A 17763-nucleotide genomic window follows, 5' to 3' on the forward strand; every position below is an offset into this window, starting at 1 on the left:
CGCCGCGCAGCCGCCCCCGCCAGTCCCGGCCGGCCAGCTCGGGCAGGTCCGCACCGCGGATGCCGGCCAACGTGCACGCCTCGGGATCCCAGTCCAGCGTGCCCAGGTCCAGCAACCCGGTGCCGGAGGCCTGCGACATCGACATCGGCGCGTCGGTGAGCAGCCGTCCCAGCGCGTACTCCACCAGTCCGGTGAAACGCCTGACCCGGGTGCCGGCCTGCTCGCGCAGCCACGGCAGCCGCACCGACCAGTAGCAGCGGTGCCACCAGGTGCCGGTGCGCTGGTGGTAGTCGACCGCGTCGACCGGCCCGTGCAGCGCCGGCGACGGCTCGGGGCGGGTGTCGAGCCAGGTGAGCACCGGGCCGAGTGGTTCGTCGTCGACGCCCAGCGGCAGCACCGAGTGCCACTGGGCGCTGACCGCGATCAGGTCCACCTCGCGCAGGTGACCGTGCTGGTGCAGCTCGTCGAGGCACTCGATGAGGCAGGCCAGGTACTGCCGAGGGTCCAGGGTGCCGGCGCCGTCACCGTCGACGGTGAGCACGGTCTTACGCCGCGCCAACGCCCCCGGCAGGGGACGGATGTCGGCGTCCATCACGAGCCCCCGCACCGAGGAGGTTCCCAGGTCCAGCGCGAGAATGTTCATCGCGGTCAACGTACCCGTTGCCGTCGGCGCCGCGCGTCACCGCCCACGCCAGTCCGCCGAACGGCTTCCCCCCGATCCGCGCCCCGCGTAGGGTGTGCCCATGCCTACGCGCCTGTCCTGCTGGTGGCCCGCCGACCCGGCGGCCCCCCTGCACGCGTAGTCACCCACGCGGCCGCCCGACGAGGCGGCCGCCGGTCATGGTTTCCGGCCCGTGGGCCGCCGCAACGGCGGCTCCCGGACCCAGGAGAGACCGATGAACCCACTGACCGACCTGCTCGCCGCGCTCCCCGACGGCACCGACCCGGGCCCGTTCGCCCTGGTACGCCGCGCCGACGCCCCCCACCTCGACCTGTTCACCGGCACGGTGGACACCGCCGCGCGACTGGCCGACCTGCCGCTGCCCACCGACATGCCCGGCCCGGCCACGCTGGCGCTGGTGCCGTTCCGACAGATCACCGAGCGTGGTTTCGCCTGCGTGGACGACGGCGTGCCGTTGGAGTTCCTGCGGATCGGGCAGCACGTACGGGTACCGCTGGCCGACGCCCTCGACGCGTTACCCGAGGGCCCGGTCCGCACCACCGGCGCCGCCTTCGACGTCCCCGACGACGCCTACGCCGCCGTCGTCGCCCGGGTGCTGGCCGAGGAGATCGGACGCGGCGAGGGCGCCAACTTCGTCATCCACCGCACGCTGCACGCCCAGGTGCAGGGCGCGCCGGTGACCGCCGCGCTGGCCGCCCTCCGGTCGCTGCTGCACCGCGAACGCGGCGCGTACTGGACGTTCGTGGTGCACACCGGCACCCGCACGCTGGTCGGCGCCAGCCCGGAACGACACGTCAGCGTCGACGACGGACTCGTCATGATGAACCCGATCAGCGGCACCTTCCGACACACCGGCGCCACCGCCGACCGGGCCGCCCTGCTGCGCTTCCTCGCCGACACCAAGGAGACCGAGGAGCTGTACATGGTCCTCGACGAGGAACTGAAGATGATGGCCACGGTGGCCGAACACGGCGGTCAGGTGGTCGGGCCCTACCTCAAGGAGATGTCGCACCTGGCACACACCGAGTACCTGCTGGCCGGACACGGCAGCCGGGACGTCCGCGAGGTGCTGCGGGAGACGATGTTCGCCCCCACGGTGACCGGCAGCCCGATGGAGAACGCCTGCCGGGTGATCGCCCGCCACGAACGCACCGGCCGCCGCTACTACGCCGGAGTCCTGGCGCTGCTCGGTCACGACGACAACGGCCGGCAGACCCTCGACGCCCCGATCCTGATCCGCACCGCCGAACTCTCCCCCACCGGTGAGCTGCGGGTCCCGGTCGGGGCGACCCTGGTCCGGCACTCCACACCCGCCGCCGAGGTCGCCGAGACCCACGCCAAGGCCGCCGGGGTGCTCGCCGCCCTCGGCCTGGGACCGCAGGCACCGCAGGCCGGACCGCAGCCACCCCGCCGCCTGGCCGACGATCCCGAGGTACGCGCCGCGCTGGCCGCCCGCAACGCCCCGCTGGCCCGCTTCTGGCTCGACCAGCGCCCGACCGGCGCACTGGCCCTACCCGCCCTGGCCGGACGCCGCGCCCTCGTCGTCGACGGCGAGGACACCTTCACCGGCATGCTCGCCCACCAGCTCGGCGCCCTCGGCCTGACGGTGACCGTCCGACCGTGGCACGCCACCGGGCCGGTCCGCGCCGACGACCTGGTCGTCGTCGGCCCCGGCCCCGGCGACACCACCGGCGACACCGCGAAGATGCACCGGCTACGTGACCTGCTCACCGAACTACTCGACGCCGGACACCCCACCCTCGCGGTCTGCCTCGGCCACCAACTGCTCGCCGGCCTGCTCGGACTGCCGGTGAGCCGCCGCGACGCGCCCTACCAGGGCCTGCAACGCACCGTCGTGCTCTCCGGCACGCCCCGCCGGGTCGGCTTCTACGCCACCTTCACCGCCCACGCCGACACCGACCGCCTCGACAGCCGCCACGGCCCGGTCGAGGTGACCCGCGACGAGGTCGACGGCGCCGTGCACGCGCTGCGCGGCCGGGGCTTCGCCGGGGTGCAGTTCCATCCCGAATCGGTGCTCAGCCCGGACGGGGTCGCGGTGCTGGCCGAGCTGCTGGCGCAGCTACTGCCGGCACCGGCCGGCGAGTTGTCCACCACCGGGCAGGCATAGCCGGCCCGATCCGGGGTAGCGCTGTTCACGGCCGACGGTCCGGGCGGGTATGAGAGCCCCTGCCCGGACCGCCGGTCCCTGACTCAGCCGGCCAGGCCCTGCTTCAGCGCCGCACCGATGCGCACCGCCCGCTTGGCCGTCAACGCCGTCGCCTCCAACGCCACATGATCCGGCGCGGTCTCACCGTTGTTGCTGGTGTGCGACGCGCCGTACGGGTTGCCGGAGACGAACTGGCTCGGCTCGGTATAGCCGGGCGCGACCACGATCCCACCCCAGTGGTAGAAGACGTGGAACAGCGACAGCAGCGTCGACTCCTGCCCACCGTGATGTGTGGCTGTCGAGGTGAACGCCGAGTACACCTTGTCGGCCAGCGCGCCCTGCGCCCACAGCGGTCCGGTGGTGTCGATGAACTGCTTGAGCTGCGCGGCGACCAGACCGTACCGGGTCGGCGAACCGAAGATCACCACATCGGCCCAGCTCAGGTCGTCCGGCTGCGCCTCCTCGACGTCCTGGGTCTCCAGCCGGTGCGCCTCCCAGCCCGAGTTCGACCGGATCGCCTCCTCCGGGGCCAACTCGCGCACCTTGCGCAACCGGACTTCCGCACCGGCCTGCTCGGCGGCCTCCCGGGCCGACTGCGCCATCTGGTACGTGATGCCGGTCGCGCTGTAGTAGATCACCGCCACCTTGACCTGTGCCGCCATCGCCTGCGTCCTTCCTGCCGTGATCGTCGGTAAGCTTCCGCGACTACCCGATGCTTGCGGCAACAAACATTCGTCGGATTCGACCGCCCCCCCGGTCGACGCCCTGTCCACCGGTCGACGGACACCACGGTTCCGTCCACCGGTCGTCCCGCGACACTCCCACGTCGACCGACGATCAGGACATGACCGACTCCCCCGTCATCCGCGTCCGCGGACTACGCAAGACCTACGGCGACACCACCGCCGTGGCCGGCGTCGACCTGGACGTCGCGACCGGCGAGGTGGTGGCCCTGCTCGGACCCAACGGCGCCGGCAAGACCAGCACCATCGACATCCTCCAGGGCCACCGCGACCGCGACGCCGGTGACGTGCAGGTACTCGGCCGCGACCCGGCCCACGTCGACCTCGACTGGCGCGCCGGCATCGGCGTCGTCGCCCAGCACAGCGACGACCTGACCGAACTGACCATCGCCGAGGCGGTCCGCCACTTCGCCCGCTACTACCCCGCACCCCGCGACCCCGCCGACGTCCTCACCCTGGTCGGTCTCACCGACAAGACCGGCGCCCGGGTCCGTACCCTCTCCGGCGGCCAACGCCGCCGCCTGGACGTCGCACTCGGCGTGGTCGGCCGCCCCCGGCTGCTCTTCCTCGACGAACCGACCACCGGCTTCGACCCGCAGGCGCGCCGCCAGTTCTGGACGCTGATCCGCCGACTCGCCGGCGAGGAGACCACCATCCTGTTCAGCACCCACTACCTCGACGAGGCCGAGGCACTGGCCGACCGCGTCGCGGTCATCGTCGGCGGCCGGATCGTCGCCGACGGTGCCCCGGCCACCCTCGGCGGACGCGCCACCGCCCGCACCGTGGTCCGGTGGGCCCACGGCCGGCAGGAGACCGACGACCCGGCCGCCCTCGTCGCCGAGCTGACCCGCCGCCACGGCGGCACCGTGCCCGGCCTGACCGTCAGCCGCCCCAGCCTCGAAGACGTCTACCTGGACCTGATCGGAGCGACCCCGTGACCGCCACCGCCCACCGCGCCGCCACCCGCCGCCCCAGCGCCCTGCGGCTCGGGCTGCACCGCGCCGGCATCGAACTGCGGTGCTTCTTCCGGGAACGCGACGCCGTGGTGTTCACCTTCGCCATGCCGGCGGTCATCCTCGCCCTGCTCGGCGCGATCTTCGACGGCGTCTACGAGGGCAGCGACGTCACCTCGGCCCAGTACCTCGCCCCCAGCATGATCGCCGCCGGCATCGCCTCCACCACCTTCGTCAACCTGGGCACCGGCATCGCCGCCGACCGCGACGACGGCACCCTGCGCCGACTGCGCGGCGTCCCGATGCCCCCCTCGGCGTACATCGTCGGCAAGACCCTGATGGCCCTGGTGGTCAGCATCGGCGAGACGATCCTGCTGCTGGCCATCGCGGTACTCGCCTTCGACCTGCGGCTGCCCACCGACCCCGCCCGCTGGCTCACCTTCGGCTGGGTGTTCCTGCTCGGCGCCACCGCCTGCGCCCTGCTCGGCATCGCCGCCAGCAGCCTGGCCCGCTCGGCCCGCAGCGCCGGGGCCGTGATGAACCTGCCCTACCTCGTGCTGGCCTTCATCTCCGGCGTCTTCTACACCCCCGTCGGGCACCTACCCGAACCGCTGGTCACGATCGGCTCGCTGTTCCCGCTCAAATGGATGGCCCAGGGCTTCCGCTCGGTGTTCCTGCCCGACACCATCCTCCCGCAGGAGGTCGTACCCTCCTGGGAGCACGGTCGGATCGCGCTCGTGCTCGCCGCGTGGTGCATCGGAGGAATGGTGCTGTGCCTGACCACCTTCCGCTGGCGAGGTCGACGCACCCGATGACTCCACCGACCGACACGTGGAGCGCACGCTTCCGGCTCTGGGACGGCTACTTCGCCCTGGCCGCCGTCGGCGTCGCCGTGGCCGTGGCCGCCGACGGCAGCCGTACGCCCGCCGCCCGCCTCGGCTGCCTCGCGCTGTTCCTCGCCCTGACCGGCTGGTACCTCGGCGTCGGCCGCCGACTGATGCGCGACTCCGTCGAGGACTGGCACGGCTACCTCTACCTCACCGGGGTGATCCTGCTCTACGTGCCGGCGGTCCTGCTCAGCGGCACCGCCTCGTTCCTACTGTTCGTGCTCAACCCGCAGATGTTCATGGTGCTGCCCGCCATACCAGCGGTCGGCGCGGTGCTGCTGCTCAACTCCGTGCACGTGATCGTCCTGGCCGTCCGGCTGCCCGACCTGGGCGAGGTGGTCGCGCCGCTGCTGATCGCCCTGATGACCGTCCTCGTGGTCAGCGTGCTGGGCGTCTGGGCCCAACACACCGTCGCCGAGAGCGGCCGACGCGCCGAGCTGATCGCCCAACTGGAACAGACCCGGGCCGAACTGGCCGAGGTGTCCCACCGCGCCGGGGTGGCCGCCGAACGGCAACGACTCGCCGCCGACATCCACGACACCGTGGCCCAGGGCCTGTCCAGCGTGGTGATGCTGGTCCAGGCCGCCGAGGCCGACCTGGACCGCGACCCGGACCAGGCCCGCCGCCACCTGGACCTGGCCCGGCAGACCGCCCGGGAGAACCTGCTCGACGTACGCACCCTGGTCGCCGCACTCACCCCGACGCAGATCGACGGCTCCCCGCTGGAACAGGCACTGGACCGGCTGGCCGAGCGCTTCACCCGGGAGACCGGGGTGCCGGTCACCTGCACCGCCGACCTGACCGCCGGCCCGGCACCGGGCACCGCCGTGGAGGTGGTGCTGCTACGCGCGGCACAGGAGGCACTGACCAACGTCCGGCGGCACGCCGACGCCACCGCCGTGGCCGTCCTGCTGCACGGCGACGACGACCGGGTCACGCTGGAGATCGGCGACGACGGCGCCGGATTCGACCCCGCCGGGGCGTACCCGGACGGCGACGGCGGCTACGGGCTGGCCGGGCTGCGCACCCGCGTCGAACAGGTCAACGGCAGCGTCCTCGTACGCTCGGCCCCCGGCGAGGGGACCACGATCCGGGTGGAGGTGCCGTACCAATGATCACCGTGCTGCTGGTCGACGACCACCCGGTGGTCCGCGCCGGAGTCGCCGGCATGCTCGCCGGCACCGACGACATCACCGTCGTCGGCGAGGCCGCCGACGCCGCAGAGGCACTCACGGCCGTCCACGCCCACCACCCCGACGTGGTCCTGATGGACCTGCGGATGCCCGGCGACGACGGCGCCACCGCCACCGGCCGCATCCTCACCGCTCGACCACAGACCCGGGTGGTGGTGCTGACCACCTACGAGACCGACACCGACATCCTGCGGGCCGTCGAGGCCGGCGCCGCCGGCTACCTGCTCAAGGACACCTCCCGCGCCGACCTGATCACCGCGATCCGCACCGCCGCACGCGGCGGCACCGTCCTCGCCCCCTCGGTGGCGACCCGACTGCTGCACCAGGTACGCCGACCCACCGCCCGCGACACCCTGTCACCCCGCGAGGTGCAGGTGCTGCGGCTGGTCGCCCGAGGGCTGTCCAACGCCGAGATCGGCCGGGAACTGCACATCGGCGAGGCGACCGTGAAGACCCACCTGCTGCGGACCTTCAACAAACTCGACGTCTCCGACCGCACCGCCGCCGTCACCACCGCCATGGCCGCCGGCCTGCTCTGACACCGCCCCCGACGACCGGCCCGACAATCCGGCTGGCATGCTCGCGAGCATGCAGATCAGGACCGCGACCGCCGGGGACTGGCCCGGCATCTGGCCCTTCCTGCGCGAGATCGTCTCCGCCGGGGACACCTACACCTGGCCCCGCGACGTCGACGAGACCCGCGCCCGCGACATGTGGCTGGTCCCCCCACCCGGACGCACCGTCGTCGCCGTCGACGACGACGGCACCGTGCTCGCCTCGGCGAAACTGACCCCCAACCAGCTCGGCCCCGGCGACCACGTGGCCAACGCCAGCTTCATGGTCGCCCCGGCCGCCGCCGGACGCGGAATCGGCCGGGCCCTCGGCACGTACGTGCTGGACCTGGCCCGCACCGACGGCTACCGGGCGATGCAGTTCAACGCCGTGGTCGCCACCAACACCCGCGCCGTGGCGCTGTGGCGCTCACTCGGCTTCGACGTGGTCGGCCGCATCCCCGACGGCTTCCGTCACCCCACCCAGGGCCCCGTCGACCTGCTCGTCATGTACCAGCGCCTCTGAGCCGCCCGGCGCGTCCCCGGCCACGCCGGATAACCTGGGCCGGTGATGCTGCCCCTGCCCACCGGCGACTTCCAGGCGTACCTGTTCGACTGCGACGGCACCATCGTCGACTCGATGCCGCTGCACTACACCGCCTGGCGGCAGGCCCTCGACGAGTGGGAGTGCGCCTTCCCCGAGGACCTCTTCTATGCCTGGGCCGGCCGACCGACGCTCGACATCGTCGACGCCCTCAATGAGCAGCAACGCCTGAACATGCCGGTGGAGACCGTGGTCGCCCGCCGCGAGGAGCACTACCAGCGGCTGCTGCCCACCGCCGCCGGCATCCCCGGGGTGCTGCACCACATCCAGGACGCACACGGACGCATCCCCTTCGCCGTGGTCTCCGGCAGCACCCGCGAAGCCGTCACCGCCTCCCTCGACGCCCTCGGCATCCTCGACCGGTTCGACGTGCTGGTCTGCGCCGGCGACTACACCCGCCCCAAACCCGACCCGGAGCCGTTCCTGCGCGCCGCCGAGCTGCTCGGCGTACCGCCGCACGCCTGCCTGGTCTTCGAGGACGCCGACCTGGGCATCGAGGCCGCCGTCGCCGCCGGCATGGCAGCGGTCCGCGTGCCCCAGCCCCGCCAGGGCAGCTGACCCGCCGGAAAGCACCCGACTGTCGGTGCACGGGCCTAAGCTGCCCTCGACCGACGACGGAAGGCGGCGCAAGTGGCACCTCGCGGCACGACGCTGACCGGCACCGACGCGCTCGCCCTGCGGATGACCAGCCTCCTGCTGAGCCCCACCCCCGCCACCACCGGGCAGACCGTGGCCGAGGTCGTCGAGTGGTTCGGTGCCATGCAGGCCCAGGAGATCAACAGCGGCCTGTGGTCACTGGGCGTACGGTTACCCGGCGCCACCCAGACCGACGTGCACGCCGCGCTGGAACGCCGGGAGGCCCTGCGGACCTGGCCGATGCGCGGCACCATCCACCTCGTCCCCGCCCGCGACGCCCGCTGGATGCTGGAGCTGACCGGCGTACGCGCCCTGGCCGGCGCGGCAGCGCGCCGCGAGTTCCTCGGCCTGACCGAAGCAGAGGCGGACCGCGCCGCCGACGTGCTCGGCACCGCCCTGGCCGGCGGCGGCCGACTGACCCGCACCGACTGCGTGGCCGCGCTGGTCGCCGCCGGCATCGACGGCGCCGGCCAGCGCGGATACCACCTCCTCTGGTACGCCAGCCAGCGCGGCGTCACCTGCATCGCCCCCAATCTCGGCACCGAGCAGACCTTCGCACTGCTCGACGAGTGGGCGCCCGGCCAACACCGACCCGACCGGGACGAGGCGCTGGCCGCCCTGGCGCTGCGCTACTTCCGCAGCCACGGCCCCACCACCCGACAGGACTTCGCCGGCTGGACCGGCCTGACCGCCACCGACGCGAAACGCGCCATCGCCGCCGCCGGCGACGCCCTGACCACCGTCCAGGTCGACGGCACCGAAGCGATCCTGCCGCCCGCCCTGCTCGACGCACCCCGCACACCCACACCCGACGTGCTGACCCTGCCCGGCTTCGACGAATACCTGCTCGGCTTCAAGGACCGCACGCTGATGCTCGACCCCGCCCACAAGCAGGCCATCATCCCCGGCGGCAACGGCGTCTTCCAGGCCACCGTCGTCATCGGTGGCCGGGTCGTCGGCACCTGGAAACGCACCCTGGCCAAGACCCGGGTCACGCTGGCCGTGAAACCCCTGGTCCCGCTCGACCCGGCACAGCGCACACAGGTCGAGCAGGCCCTGCACCGCTACGCCGACTTCCTCGCCCTCCCACCCCGCGTCACCTGGCCCGACTAGCCTTCCCCGCCGCCTCGTCGTCCCACCGCACCCGGCCGGGGGCCAGGCCCTCTTCCGACCGGCGGAGGTGAGGAAACAGCCCTCAGGCGCGGGCGATGTCTCGGCAGGCGGTGGCGATCAGCAGGCCCAGGCCGACGGCCATCAGCGGCAACCCCAACCCGAAGGGCAGTTCCGAGACGGAGTTCAGGTTGCCGCCTCGCCCGATGTTCCCGAAGCTGGCCGCCACCACCGCCAAGACCATCACCAGGGTGCCGATCCCGGCAGCCAACGCGGCCATCGCCGCCTCGACGACGGTCCGGGCCCAGAGACTGGTCACGACCGCCACCAGCAGGAAGGCGAACGTCCAGAGCGTCCACCCTCCACCGCTGCTGAGGCTGGCGTACTCCCAACCGGAGTACCACCACAGGTGCCGTGGCGACTGCCGGAACCACGGGAGCAGATACCCGAAGAGGATGAGCATCGTCGCGAGGAGCATCACGCCGTCGAAACCGGCGAGCCTGCTGCGCCCGTCGGCACCCTTGTCCTGAGTCACCTTCGGGATGCTAGCCACACCACGCCAAGGACTCGACGGTCAGAGCAACGAGTCGTCGTAGGCGGCAGTCAGCGCACCACCGGCATCGCCGGTATTCACCACACCGGCCGGCTCGATCAGGATCGCGTGCACCTCCCCGTCGGCGACCGGGCAGTGCTCGACGCCACGAGGCACGACGAACAGCTGCCCCGGACGCAGGAGCACGTCACCGTCGCGCAGCTGGATGGTCAGCTCCCCGCTCACCACGAGAAACAGCTCGTCGGTGTCCTCGTGGGTGTGCCAGACGAACTCCCCGCGCACCTTGACGACCTTGACCTCGTAGTCGTTGAGCCGGGCCACCACCTTCGGTGACCAGTGCTCGGAGAAGCGGGACAACCTGTCAGCGATGTCGACAGCCTCATGCGCCACGCCCACCATCCTGACATGGTCGGTCAGCTCGGGTCGGGTGCGTAGAACGTCGTGGTGGCCTGCACCGCGGCGGCGACGTGCTCCGGTTCGCCACCGGCGGCCAGGTGAGCCTCGCCCCAGGCCGCGGCGCTGCGCCGGATGAACTCGCGCCCTTCGGGTGACGTGTGAACCTCCGCATAGTCGACGCTCTCGCCACCGGTCAACATCCGGGCAAGGGCGAGGAGAGCCAGGTCCCACCCCACGCCACCGGCACCGGGGCCGTAGGTCGGGAAGAGGGGTTCCGCGACGACCGCTGCGTGGACCAGCACGAATTCGGTGTCGCCGGACGGGCCCGGGGCCAGGCGTACCTCCACCTCACTCGTGCCGGGCCAGGCGTCCGCGTCCGGCCCGTAGAGCCAGGACACCCTGAGCAGACGCGGCGGCTCGCACCGCAGGATCTCGCCGTGCTCACCCCCGTCGAACTCGTATCTCCCGCCGAGCCGCAGATCCCCGGTGACCGGCTTCAACCAACGGTGCAGCCGCTCGGGGCTGGTGATGGCGTCCCAGACGTCGTCGACCTGCGCCGCGTATCGCCGTCGGAGCTCGACGGTGTACGCCTCACCTGCGGGCAGGCTGCCCTTGCCCATGGTCCGCCGCGCGGCGGCCAGTTCATCCAGTACGTCTTTCATGTTCCGTTCCTCTCGCTGCTGAGTCTGCCTCGTCCGCACCGACGTCGGACTCGGCCCGCCGGGAGGTCTGCCCGCCAGCCGAGGTCCGAGCTGCCCGCCGGCCCCGGGCCAGCTCGGTTTCCAGCGCGTCGAGCCGCTGCTCCCACAACCGGCGAAACCGGCCCAACCACGCGTCGACTTCGCTCAACGGCGCCGGCTCGACGGCGTAGAACCGGCGAGCGCCCACAGCTCGCACCGACGCGAACCCGCTCTCCCGCAACACGCGCAGATGCTGTGAGACACCCGGCTGGGAGAGCCCGAACTCGGCCCGGATCACGTCCGTGACCGCGCCGGAGGTCTGCTCGCCGTCGGCGAGCAGCTCCAGAATGCGCCGGCGTACCGGGTCGCCGAGGATGTCGAAGGCGTGCACGACCACAGACCGTACCGGCCTTCGCTTATATAAGCCAGAGCAGGCATCCTGCCGAAGGCTGCGGCTCAGCGCTGGGCGAGGAACACGGCCCCCGGACTCCACGTGTACGCGGCAAGGCGTCCTCGTACTCGACGGCACCGTCCGGCCCCGACACGATGACCGGTGTCAGTGCGAGAACGGCTCCAGGCACCCGAACTCGGCAGCCGCGCCGGTGACCTCGACCATGACCCGCTCGGCCCGTACGTCCCCGATCACACAGCCCACCTCCGCGAAGCGAACCGCGTACACCGCGCCCGGCGGGGGTGCGTCCTGCCCGATCGGCGCTCGCATGCCGGTGACCTCGATGGCCTCTGCCTTGATTCCCAGGTCGAGCAGCGCCCGCTGGGTGGACGCCGGCGCGTAGTCCCCCGCCGCGCGTAGTGCCTCAAGCTTGGGCCGGATCCGCGCGGCGAGTTTCTCCCCCGCGCGCTGGTCCGCCTCGGAGAGTTCGTGCCGGCGCTTCCAGCGGTTGTTGTCGCCGTGGCGAGGAGGTGCGTCTGCCCGCGGACCGGTCGGCTCCGGCACCACAGCAGCCGACGCCGTCGCACTCGGGGGTGTCGCCTGCACGTCGCCGGCTCGGGTGCCCGGGGCCGCGCAGCCGAGCGGGAGCAGGGCGAGCGAGGTAGCAGCCGCCAACCAACTGATCTTCGCTGTCCGCATCAATGACCCCCGTCTATCAGCCTCAGCGGAGGCGATTGTAGGGGGCACTGTCATTCGTCGGCGTCCGCCGCCCTGCGACGAGAGCACCACGGCACCTGGAGGCGTGGCGACAGTGCGTCGCTGGCCCTCGCCCAGGGCCTGATGCTGGTGACGAAGTGTACGCCGCATGAGCGGCGTCGCTTCCCGGTCCACGCTGCCACGCCGGGCGCAGGCCGTGAATCGCGCTCGAACGACGATCCGCATCCTCGGCGAGCACTCGATCGCCACCCAGGATGAAGGACATCTGATGGATAGTGGGCGCGGTCCCGTGCGTCTGTGGTGGTGAATGAGGCGTACCGAACGGAGCTGAACGGTTGGACGACAAGGCGAGAGCCAAGTTCGGCGAGTTCGCGCAGAGCCGGACCGCCGCCCTGATCAGGACGGCCTACCTGCTCACCGGCGACCAGCATGCCGCCGAGGACCTGGTGCAGTCGGCGTTGACCAAGGCGTACGTCAAATGGCCGACGATCCGGCACGAGGACCCCGAGGGGTACGTGCGCGCGGTGATGTACCGCGAGCGGGTCAGTTGGTGGCGACGCCGGGGACGATTACGGGAGACGCTGGTCGGCTCGCCGGTCGAACGGGAACACCCGGACGACAGCGGCCACGCCGACCTGCGGCTGGCCATGCGGGCAGCCCTGCTGCGCCTTCCCGTGGCACAGCGCGCGGTGCTGGTCCTGCGGTACTACGAGGACCTGCCCGAACAACAGGTAGCCGAGGTGCTCGGCTGCTCGGTCGGGACCGTCCGCAGCCGGACCCACCGGGCGGTCAGCCGACTGCGTGAGGTACTACCCGGTGCCGAACTCGTGCTGGAGCTGAAGCGATGAACACCCCGATCGACGACCTCATCCGATCCACCCTCACCGACATCGCCAAGGAGGCAGTCCCCATGGATCTGGCAGATTCCGCCGTCGCTCGGGCGCGCAGGCGTCGTACCCTCACCGTCTCGGTCGGGGTGGCGGGCGTCGCCGCCGCCCTCATGGTCGGCACGCCGCTGGCGATGGCGGCGGTGAACCGGGATTCCCCGCCGCCGTCCGCCCCCGCCGACCGGCCGTCGGTGGACCCCAGTCCCGTCCCGATCAGCTCCGTCCCCTCTCCGCCGCCGGTGGACCCCCGCCACGTCCGCATCAGCCCTGTCCCTATACCGCCGTCGGTGGACCCCAGTCCCGTCCCGATCAGCCCTGTCCCCTCCCCACCGCCGGTGGATTCCAGTCCCGTCCCGATCAGCCCTGTCCCGCATCCCCCATCGGTGGATCCGAAGGGTTCTGGCACGGGTTCCTAGCTTCAAGGCAACGGCACATCGTGCGTCGGCGATCGGTTCTGGCGTACGGACGTGGCCGACGAGCACGCGACTCTGACCCGTGCGGGCGGTCAGCCTCTTACGTGCAGGTGGAACCCCTGACTGCCCGGCACCTCCAGATCCGCTTTCAGGCGCAGTGACGGGATCTCGTAGTCGCCGTGATTCTGGCGACGGAACGCGATCGGCTCGGTCGACTCCAGCGTCAGCAACCGATCCGTCCACGCCTTCGCCACGATCTCGAAGTCGCCGCCGATCATCCGGTCGGCGCCGTGCACCACGAACGGCGGCAGCACCTGGAGGCCCGGGTAGTACAGGATCCCGTGATGGATCGGGAACAACAGATCCTCGATCGGGCCGTTGATCCCACGGTCGCTGTAGTGCGACTGCGGGCCCCCGACGGTCACCGACAGCATCGCCCGTCGACCCAGCAGTGTCCCCTCACCGAACCGCTCGCCGTAACGGGTGTCGTCGTGCACTCCGACGCCGTAGGCGAAGTGGAACGAGAAGACGCGGTCCACCCAGCCTTTGAGAATGGCCGGCATCGTGTACCACCACAACGGGAACTGGAGGATCACGGTGTCGGCCCACAGCAGCTTCTCCTGTTCGGCCCGCACGTCGGCAGTGAGCGCGTCCGCGTCGTACGCCCCACCTGAGCTGGGAATCACCCGCAGCGGCTCGGTGGCGTACCCGCCGAAGTCGGCCGCGTCGACCACCGCCTTCCAGTTCATCGCGTACAGGTCGCTCACCCGCACCTCATGCCCGGCGCCTTCCAGCGTCGACACCGCCAGGTCTTTCAGCGCACCGTTGAGCGAACGCGGTTCGGGGTGGGCGTAGACGACGAGCGTCTTCATGGTGATTCCCTTCGACGGGGCGTGCCTGCCGCCACCGATACTCGGCTGCCGACACCGCGCCGTTCAGGGCCGCGTGTTCCGTCGGACCGGACTTCCTGGTACTACCAGGGCCACCGTCAGGCGGACGGTCACGGCGATACTGGCACCATGGACGACCTCGCAGGTTTCCTGCGCACCCGGCGCTCCCGGATCGACCCGTCCGTTCTCGGCATTCCCACCGACACCCGGCGTCGCGTCGAGGGCCTGCGCCGCGAGGAGGTCGCGCACCTGGCCGGGGTCAGCGTCGACTACTACGTACGCCTGGAACAGGGTCGCGCCACCCAACCCTCGGAGCAGGTCCTGGACGCGCTGGCCCGCGTCCTCGATCTGGACGACACCGAACGCGGGCACCTCTACCGACTCGCCCGGCAGCGCCGCCGCCGCGCGCCGTCGCCCAGCGGACGGCCACGCGACGAGGTCCTGCGCGTGCTCGACCTGATCGTGGACGCACCCGCGATGATCATCGATCACCGCCTGGACGTGTCGGCCGGCAACCGCCTGGCCCGACTCCTGTACGGCCGGCAACTGCCGGGCCTGAACACGGCACGGCACATCTTCCTCGACGAAGCCGAACGCGGGCTGTACGCGGACTGGGAGACGTGCACCCTCGACGTGGTGGGGCACCTGCGTCTGGCCGTCGGCAAGTACCCGGAGGATTCTCGACTGGCCCCACTCATCGGCGAACTGGCGATGGGCAGCGAGCGCTTCCGCCGTCTCTGGGCCCGCGCCGACGTGCGGGCCCGCCGCCACGGCCGCAAGGCGTACCGGCACCCGCTGGTCGGGCTCCTGGAGCTGCACCAGGAGAACTTCGTCCTGCCGGACGACTCGGGGATGGAGTTGCTCGTGCTGTCGGCCGAGGCGGGCAGCGCCAGCGAGGACGGCCTGCGGCTGCTGGCCGCGCTCAGCAGCACCGAGGATCCGGCAGTACGGCACCCTGATCCCGGAAGCCGGTACGCGGCTGCGGAGAAGTCTGACTAGACCGGGACGAAGGTGGCGGCCAACACCCGCCAGTCGCCGCCCTCCCGCACCCACAGTCGGGTGTAGCGCAGCCGCGCGGACATCACGGCACCGCCCTGAACGGCATCCACCGCAGCGACCAAGCGAGTCACCCCGGTCCGACCGTCCTCCTGGACGTCGAGCGACTCCTCCACCAGGCTCGTGATCCGCAGCGCACCGGAGCGGTAGCTCTCCAGGTCGTCGTCCTTCGTGAAGACCGTGCCGTCCGGTCCGGCGGCCACGACCTGCGGGTGCAGTAGCGCATCGAGGGACTCGACGTCGGCGGCGCGCTGGGCGGCGTGCAGGTGTCGTTCCGCGGTGAGGAGATCCATCCACCGATCCTCCGCAGCGCAGCGCAACAGGACAAGCGGCTTCGCTCGCGGCAGAACAGCGACGTCGACCCGGCGGGACGCCCGAGTGGTTCCCGGCACGAGATCAGTCAGCCTCGCTGACCCGCCTGCGTGTGCGACAGTGATTCATGCCGTTGAGCGAGCATCACCTCAGGGCGTCGATCGCCGTGTCCGACATCCACCGGGCGGTCGCGTTCTACGAAGGCACACTGGGCCTACCGGCGTTGCAGTCGGGCCCGAGCGCCACCATCACCGACGGCAGCCGCGTCTATGGTGCCGGCGGCGTGGCGGCCCTGAACGTGTACCAGTCGGTCACGGCCGGCACGAGCACGGCGACCCTGGCGACATGGTACGTCGACGACATCGACCGGATCGTCGACGAGCTCGCCTCGTCCGGCGTCGATCTCATCCGCTATGACGGGCTCGAACATGACGCCAAGGGCATCACCGCTCGGGCCGGCGGTGGACGTATCGCGTGGTTCCAGGACCCCGACGGCAACACCTTCGCCCTCGAAGCCGACGTCTGACCGCTGGGCGGGGCACTCGTCCCGATCAGCTCGCCGCCGCGCCGCCGAGATAGCCGACGTCCGTGGCGCCTGACGCGATCTGGACGCGGTAGCCCCAGCGCCGGAGGACCTGCGCCATCTTCGCGACGCCCGCCGGGTTGGCGGAGTGCACATAGACCACGCCGATGTCGAGGGGGCGCTTCTCGAACGCGGCCCGTTCCAGGATCAACGAAGGCAAGTGGTTCGGCGGCATCTGTCTCGGCGTCGCGGCGTACGGCGAGTTCCGCGTCGACTGGGTACGCACCGTCGTGCTGCTGCTGACCCTGTTCACCGGCGGGCTACTCGCCGTGGCGTACCTGATCCTGATGCTCGTGCTCCCCGTCGTCCCGACGGTCGCCGATTATGAGCGCCAACGGGACGCCCCGCGATACCCCTGATCCTCCCGGCGCGCTGGCACACGGGACCTACCAAGCCCATGCCGCAGACCGTCGAGGCATCATGCGTGATCGGCGACGACGAAGCGCGGTGGCGCACCGACATCGGCTCCGCGTCGTAGCCCCGCCACGCCGAACGATGTGCCGCGCCACGTAAATTGATCATGGTAATGGCCGGTGTTCTGCGCGTGCTCCGAGTACTAGGGCCTGTGTCGAAGTCCTCGGTCGAGCCGAGGCGGAGTCCAGGCTGCGGTCCGGCAAGGCGGGAATTGGTCCGGATACCGGTGTTGTATCCGGACCAATTCCCAACGCGGCCGGTCGTCGCCTGGGCCCGCCGCAGGCCGGCCAGGGACTTCGACACAGGCCCTAGTCCGAGCGGTCGTCGAGAGAGGCGAGGATGAGTTCCCGTGCGGCGTGGACCGTGGATGAGCAGGTGGCCGGGTCCCGGCCGATGCGTTCCGCGCCCGCGCGCATGACGCCGGAGAGCAATTCCACCGCGAGGTGCACATCGCCGACATCGCGGAACTCGCCGCGTTCGACGCCGTCCCGGACGACGTTCTCGACCTCGACGACTATCGCGTGGAACGGGCTGTCCGGCCCCTTCGGCAGTTCGCCGAACGGCAGACCGAAACCGGGCCGGAACATGAGCTGGAGAACCGGGTCCTGGAACGCGACCAGGACCGTCTCGATGATCTCCCGCATCCGCTCCGCAGCCGGGTCTGTAGAACGTGCGGCGATCGTGGCCACCCGATCGACCGTGGGCTGACCCACCCGGTGAGTCAATGCCAGGACCAGCGCCGCCTGGTCCCGGGCGTAGTTGTACAGCGTGTTGCGTGCGAGCCCGGCACGGGTCGCGATGTGGCCCATGTTGATCGAGTCGTAGTCGCGTTCGAGCAGGAGCTGCCGCATCGCCTCGGCGAGATCGACCCAGACCATCGCGTGGTGTTCCTCGATGCTGGCTCCACGAATCCGCGGCATCCGGTCATCCTTCCCTACGGCAGTG

At 71.3% G+C, this 17763-nt stretch carries 22 protein-coding genes and 1 pseudogene; 12 read left to right on the forward strand and 11 right to left on the reverse strand.

Translation table 11 applies throughout. The features are described 5' to 3' along the window. Positions 1–643, reverse strand: a 643-nt coding sequence (locus EYA84_RS00895; protein ID WP_255446588.1) for an FGGY family carbohydrate kinase, incomplete at its 3' end; no start/stop codon positions are given. A gap of 253 nt (positions 644–896) precedes the next feature. On the opposite strand from EYA84_RS00895, the gene EYA84_RS00900 reads away from it, so the two are divergent. Beyond that, entirely contained in the window at positions 897–2810 is a 1914-nt protein-coding gene (locus tag EYA84_RS00900) for an anthranilate synthase family protein (protein WP_131051059.1), read from the forward strand. Between the two features lie 83 nt (positions 2811–2893). On the opposite strand, the gene wrbA is transcribed toward EYA84_RS00900, so the two are convergent. After that, the gene (gene wrbA / locus EYA84_RS00905) at positions 2894–3511 is read right to left on the reverse strand and encodes an NAD(P)H:quinone oxidoreductase (protein ID WP_131051060.1); all 618 of its coding nucleotides are present in this window, start codon (positions 3509–3511) and stop codon (positions 2894–2896) included. A gap of 182 nt (positions 3512–3693) precedes the next feature. On the opposite strand from wrbA, the gene EYA84_RS00910 reads away from it, so the two are divergent. From EYA84_RS00910 to EYA84_RS00940, 7 genes are all read left to right on the forward strand, one after another. Next, positions 3694–4530, forward strand: coding sequence for an ABC transporter ATP-binding protein (locus EYA84_RS00910; RefSeq protein ID WP_131051061.1), 837 nt, complete (start codon positions 3694–3696; stop codon positions 4528–4530). Beyond that, a complete protein-coding gene (locus EYA84_RS00915) occupies positions 4527–5360 on the forward strand; it encodes an ABC transporter permease (protein WP_236145531.1) in 834 nt (277 codons plus the stop codon). The genes EYA84_RS00910 and EYA84_RS00915 overlap by 4 nt, the downstream gene beginning before the upstream one ends. After that, positions 5357–6547, forward strand: coding sequence for a sensor histidine kinase (locus tag EYA84_RS00920; protein ID WP_236145532.1), 1191 nt, complete (start codon positions 5357–5359; stop codon positions 6545–6547). The genes EYA84_RS00915 and EYA84_RS00920 overlap by 4 nt, the downstream gene beginning before the upstream one ends. Beyond that, on the forward strand, positions 6544–7164 hold the full coding sequence (locus EYA84_RS00925; RefSeq protein ID WP_131051062.1) for a response regulator transcription factor: 621 nt from the start codon (positions 6544–6546) through the stop codon (positions 7162–7164). The genes EYA84_RS00920 and EYA84_RS00925 overlap by 4 nt, the downstream gene beginning before the upstream one ends. A gap of 49 nt (positions 7165–7213) precedes the next feature. Continuing rightward, positions 7214–7702 (forward strand): GNAT family N-acetyltransferase, encoded by a 489-nt coding sequence (locus tag EYA84_RS00930; RefSeq protein WP_176094520.1) that lies wholly within the window; start codon positions 7214–7216, stop codon positions 7700–7702. A 45-nt stretch (positions 7703–7747) separates the two neighbouring features. Beyond that, complete coding sequence (locus tag EYA84_RS00935; protein ID WP_387262484.1) at positions 7748–8338, forward strand: HAD family hydrolase; 591 nt, start codon at positions 7748–7750, stop codon at positions 8336–8338. 123 nt (positions 8339–8461) lie between these two features. After that, a complete protein-coding gene (locus tag EYA84_RS00940; RefSeq protein ID WP_131051118.1) occupies positions 8462–9529 on the forward strand; it encodes a winged helix DNA-binding domain-containing protein in 1068 nt (355 codons plus the stop codon). A gap of 82 nt (positions 9530–9611) precedes the next feature. Here the strand turns inward: EYA84_RS00940 and EYA84_RS00945 are convergent, their stop codons facing one another. From EYA84_RS00945 to EYA84_RS00965, 5 genes are all read right to left on the reverse strand, one after another. After that, entirely contained in the window at positions 9612–10061 is a 450-nt protein-coding gene (locus EYA84_RS00945) for a hypothetical protein (protein WP_131051065.1), read from the reverse strand. A gap of 39 nt (positions 10062–10100) precedes the next feature. Continuing rightward, the gene (locus tag EYA84_RS00950; protein ID WP_201272255.1) at positions 10101–10469 is read right to left on the reverse strand and encodes a cupin domain-containing protein; all 369 of its coding nucleotides are present in this window, start codon (positions 10467–10469) and stop codon (positions 10101–10103) included. Between the two features lie 23 nt (positions 10470–10492). Further along, positions 10493–11137, reverse strand: coding sequence for an SRPBCC domain-containing protein (locus tag EYA84_RS00955; RefSeq protein WP_201272256.1), 645 nt, complete (start codon positions 11135–11137; stop codon positions 10493–10495). Further along, positions 11118–11546 carry a helix-turn-helix transcriptional regulator gene (locus EYA84_RS00960; protein WP_131051067.1) on the reverse strand — a complete coding sequence of 143 codons (429 nt, stop codon included), beginning with the start codon at positions 11544–11546 and terminating at the stop codon, positions 11118–11120. The genes EYA84_RS00955 and EYA84_RS00960 overlap by 20 nt, the downstream gene beginning before the upstream one ends. 165 nt (positions 11547–11711) lie before the next feature. Further along, positions 11712–12245: a DUF6993 domain-containing protein gene (locus EYA84_RS00965; RefSeq protein ID WP_131051068.1), complete on the reverse strand. Its 534-nt coding sequence runs from the start codon at positions 12243–12245 to the stop codon at positions 11712–11714. Between the two features lie 353 nt (positions 12246–12598). On the opposite strand from EYA84_RS00965, the gene EYA84_RS00970 reads away from it, so the two are divergent. After that, positions 12599–13111: a SigE family RNA polymerase sigma factor gene (locus EYA84_RS00970; RefSeq protein ID WP_131051069.1), complete on the forward strand. Its 513-nt coding sequence runs from the start codon at positions 12599–12601 to the stop codon at positions 13109–13111. Between the two features lie 544 nt (positions 13112–13655). Here the strand turns inward: EYA84_RS00970 and EYA84_RS00975 are convergent. Next, positions 13656–14435 (reverse strand): NAD(P)H-dependent oxidoreductase, encoded by a 780-nt coding sequence (locus EYA84_RS00975; RefSeq protein ID WP_131051070.1) that lies wholly within the window; start codon positions 14433–14435, stop codon positions 13656–13658. 147 nt (positions 14436–14582) lie between these two features. Here EYA84_RS00975 and EYA84_RS00980 point away from each other — a divergent pair, with 147 nt between their 5' ends. Then, a complete protein-coding gene (locus tag EYA84_RS00980) occupies positions 14583–15452 on the forward strand; it encodes a helix-turn-helix transcriptional regulator (RefSeq protein WP_131051071.1) in 870 nt (289 codons plus the stop codon). Here the strand turns inward: EYA84_RS00980 and EYA84_RS00985 are convergent. Then, positions 15449–15802, reverse strand: coding sequence for a nuclear transport factor 2 family protein (locus EYA84_RS00985; RefSeq protein WP_131051072.1), 354 nt, complete (start codon positions 15800–15802; stop codon positions 15449–15451). The two genes, EYA84_RS00980 and EYA84_RS00985, sit on opposite strands and share 4 nt — an antisense overlap. Before the next feature lie 146 nt (positions 15803–15948). Here EYA84_RS00985 and EYA84_RS00990 point away from each other — a divergent pair, with 146 nt between their 5' ends. Continuing rightward, a complete protein-coding gene (locus tag EYA84_RS00990) occupies positions 15949–16347 on the forward strand; it encodes a VOC family protein (RefSeq protein ID WP_131051073.1) in 399 nt (132 codons plus the stop codon). Between the two features lie 25 nt (positions 16348–16372). Here the strand turns inward: EYA84_RS00990 and EYA84_RS00995 are convergent. Next, positions 16373–16552: pseudogene (locus tag EYA84_RS00995) on the reverse strand (hypothetical protein); the annotation flags it as partial. Between EYA84_RS00995 and EYA84_RS01000 the strand changes: the two are divergent. Further along, positions 16512–16763: a PspC domain-containing protein gene (locus EYA84_RS01000; RefSeq protein ID WP_131051074.1), complete on the forward strand. Its 252-nt coding sequence runs from the start codon at positions 16512–16514 to the stop codon at positions 16761–16763. The pseudogene EYA84_RS00995 and the gene EYA84_RS01000 overlap by 41 nt on opposite strands. A 363-nt stretch (positions 16764–17126) precedes the next feature. Here EYA84_RS01000 and EYA84_RS01005 read toward each other — a convergent pair whose 3' ends face one another. Then, on the reverse strand, positions 17127–17738 hold the full coding sequence (locus EYA84_RS01005; RefSeq protein ID WP_131051075.1) for a TetR/AcrR family transcriptional regulator: 612 nt from the start codon (positions 17736–17738) through the stop codon (positions 17127–17129). Positions 17739–17763 lie beyond the last annotated feature (25 nt).

The organism is Verrucosispora sp. SN26_14.1 (assembly GCF_004307965.1).
GTDB lineage: Bacteria > Actinomycetota > Actinomycetes > Mycobacteriales > Micromonosporaceae > Micromonospora.

Coding starts and splice junctions, on each gene's coding strand:
- EYA84_RS00935 (WP_387262484.1), top strand. CDS start 7,748: ATGCTGCCCCTGCCCACCGGCGACTTCCAGGCGTACCTGTTCGACTGC.
- EYA84_RS00910 (WP_131051061.1), top strand. CDS start 3,694: ATGACCGACTCCCCCGTCATCCGCGTCCGCGGACTACGCAAGACCTAC.
- EYA84_RS00985 (WP_131051072.1), bottom strand. CDS start 15,802: ATGGATCTCCTCACCGCGGAACGACACCTGCACGCCGCCCAGCGCGCC.
- EYA84_RS00990 (WP_131051073.1), top strand. CDS start 15,949: ATGCCGTTGAGCGAGCATCACCTCAGGGCGTCGATCGCCGTGTCCGAC.
- EYA84_RS01000 (WP_131051074.1), top strand. CDS start 16,512: ATGTCGAGGGGGCGCTTCTCGAACGCGGCCCGTTCCAGGATCAACGAA.
- EYA84_RS00930 (WP_176094520.1), top strand. CDS start 7,214: ATGCAGATCAGGACCGCGACCGCCGGGGACTGGCCCGGCATCTGGCCC.
- EYA84_RS00955 (WP_201272256.1), bottom strand. CDS start 11,137: ATGAAAGACGTACTGGATGAACTGGCCGCCGCGCGGCGGACCATGGGC.
- EYA84_RS00975 (WP_131051070.1), bottom strand. CDS start 14,435: ATGAAGACGCTCGTCGTCTACGCCCACCCCGAACCGCGTTCGCTCAAC.
- wrbA (WP_131051060.1), bottom strand. CDS start 3,511: ATGGCGGCACAGGTCAAGGTGGCGGTGATCTACTACAGCGCGACCGGC.
- EYA84_RS00980 (WP_131051071.1), top strand. CDS start 14,583: ATGGACGACCTCGCAGGTTTCCTGCGCACCCGGCGCTCCCGGATCGAC.
- EYA84_RS00940 (WP_131051118.1), top strand. CDS start 8,462: ATGACCAGCCTCCTGCTGAGCCCCACCCCCGCCACCACCGGGCAGACC.
- EYA84_RS00920 (WP_236145532.1), top strand. CDS start 5,357: ATGACTCCACCGACCGACACGTGGAGCGCACGCTTCCGGCTCTGGGAC.
- EYA84_RS00925 (WP_131051062.1), top strand. CDS start 6,544: ATGATCACCGTGCTGCTGGTCGACGACCACCCGGTGGTCCGCGCCGGA.
- EYA84_RS00900 (WP_131051059.1), top strand. CDS start 897: ATGAACCCACTGACCGACCTGCTCGCCGCGCTCCCCGACGGCACCGAC.
- EYA84_RS01005 (WP_131051075.1), bottom strand. CDS start 17,738: ATGCCGCGGATTCGTGGAGCCAGCATCGAGGAACACCACGCGATGGTC.
- EYA84_RS00965 (WP_131051068.1), bottom strand. CDS start 12,245: ATGCGGACAGCGAAGATCAGTTGGTTGGCGGCTGCTACCTCGCTCGCC.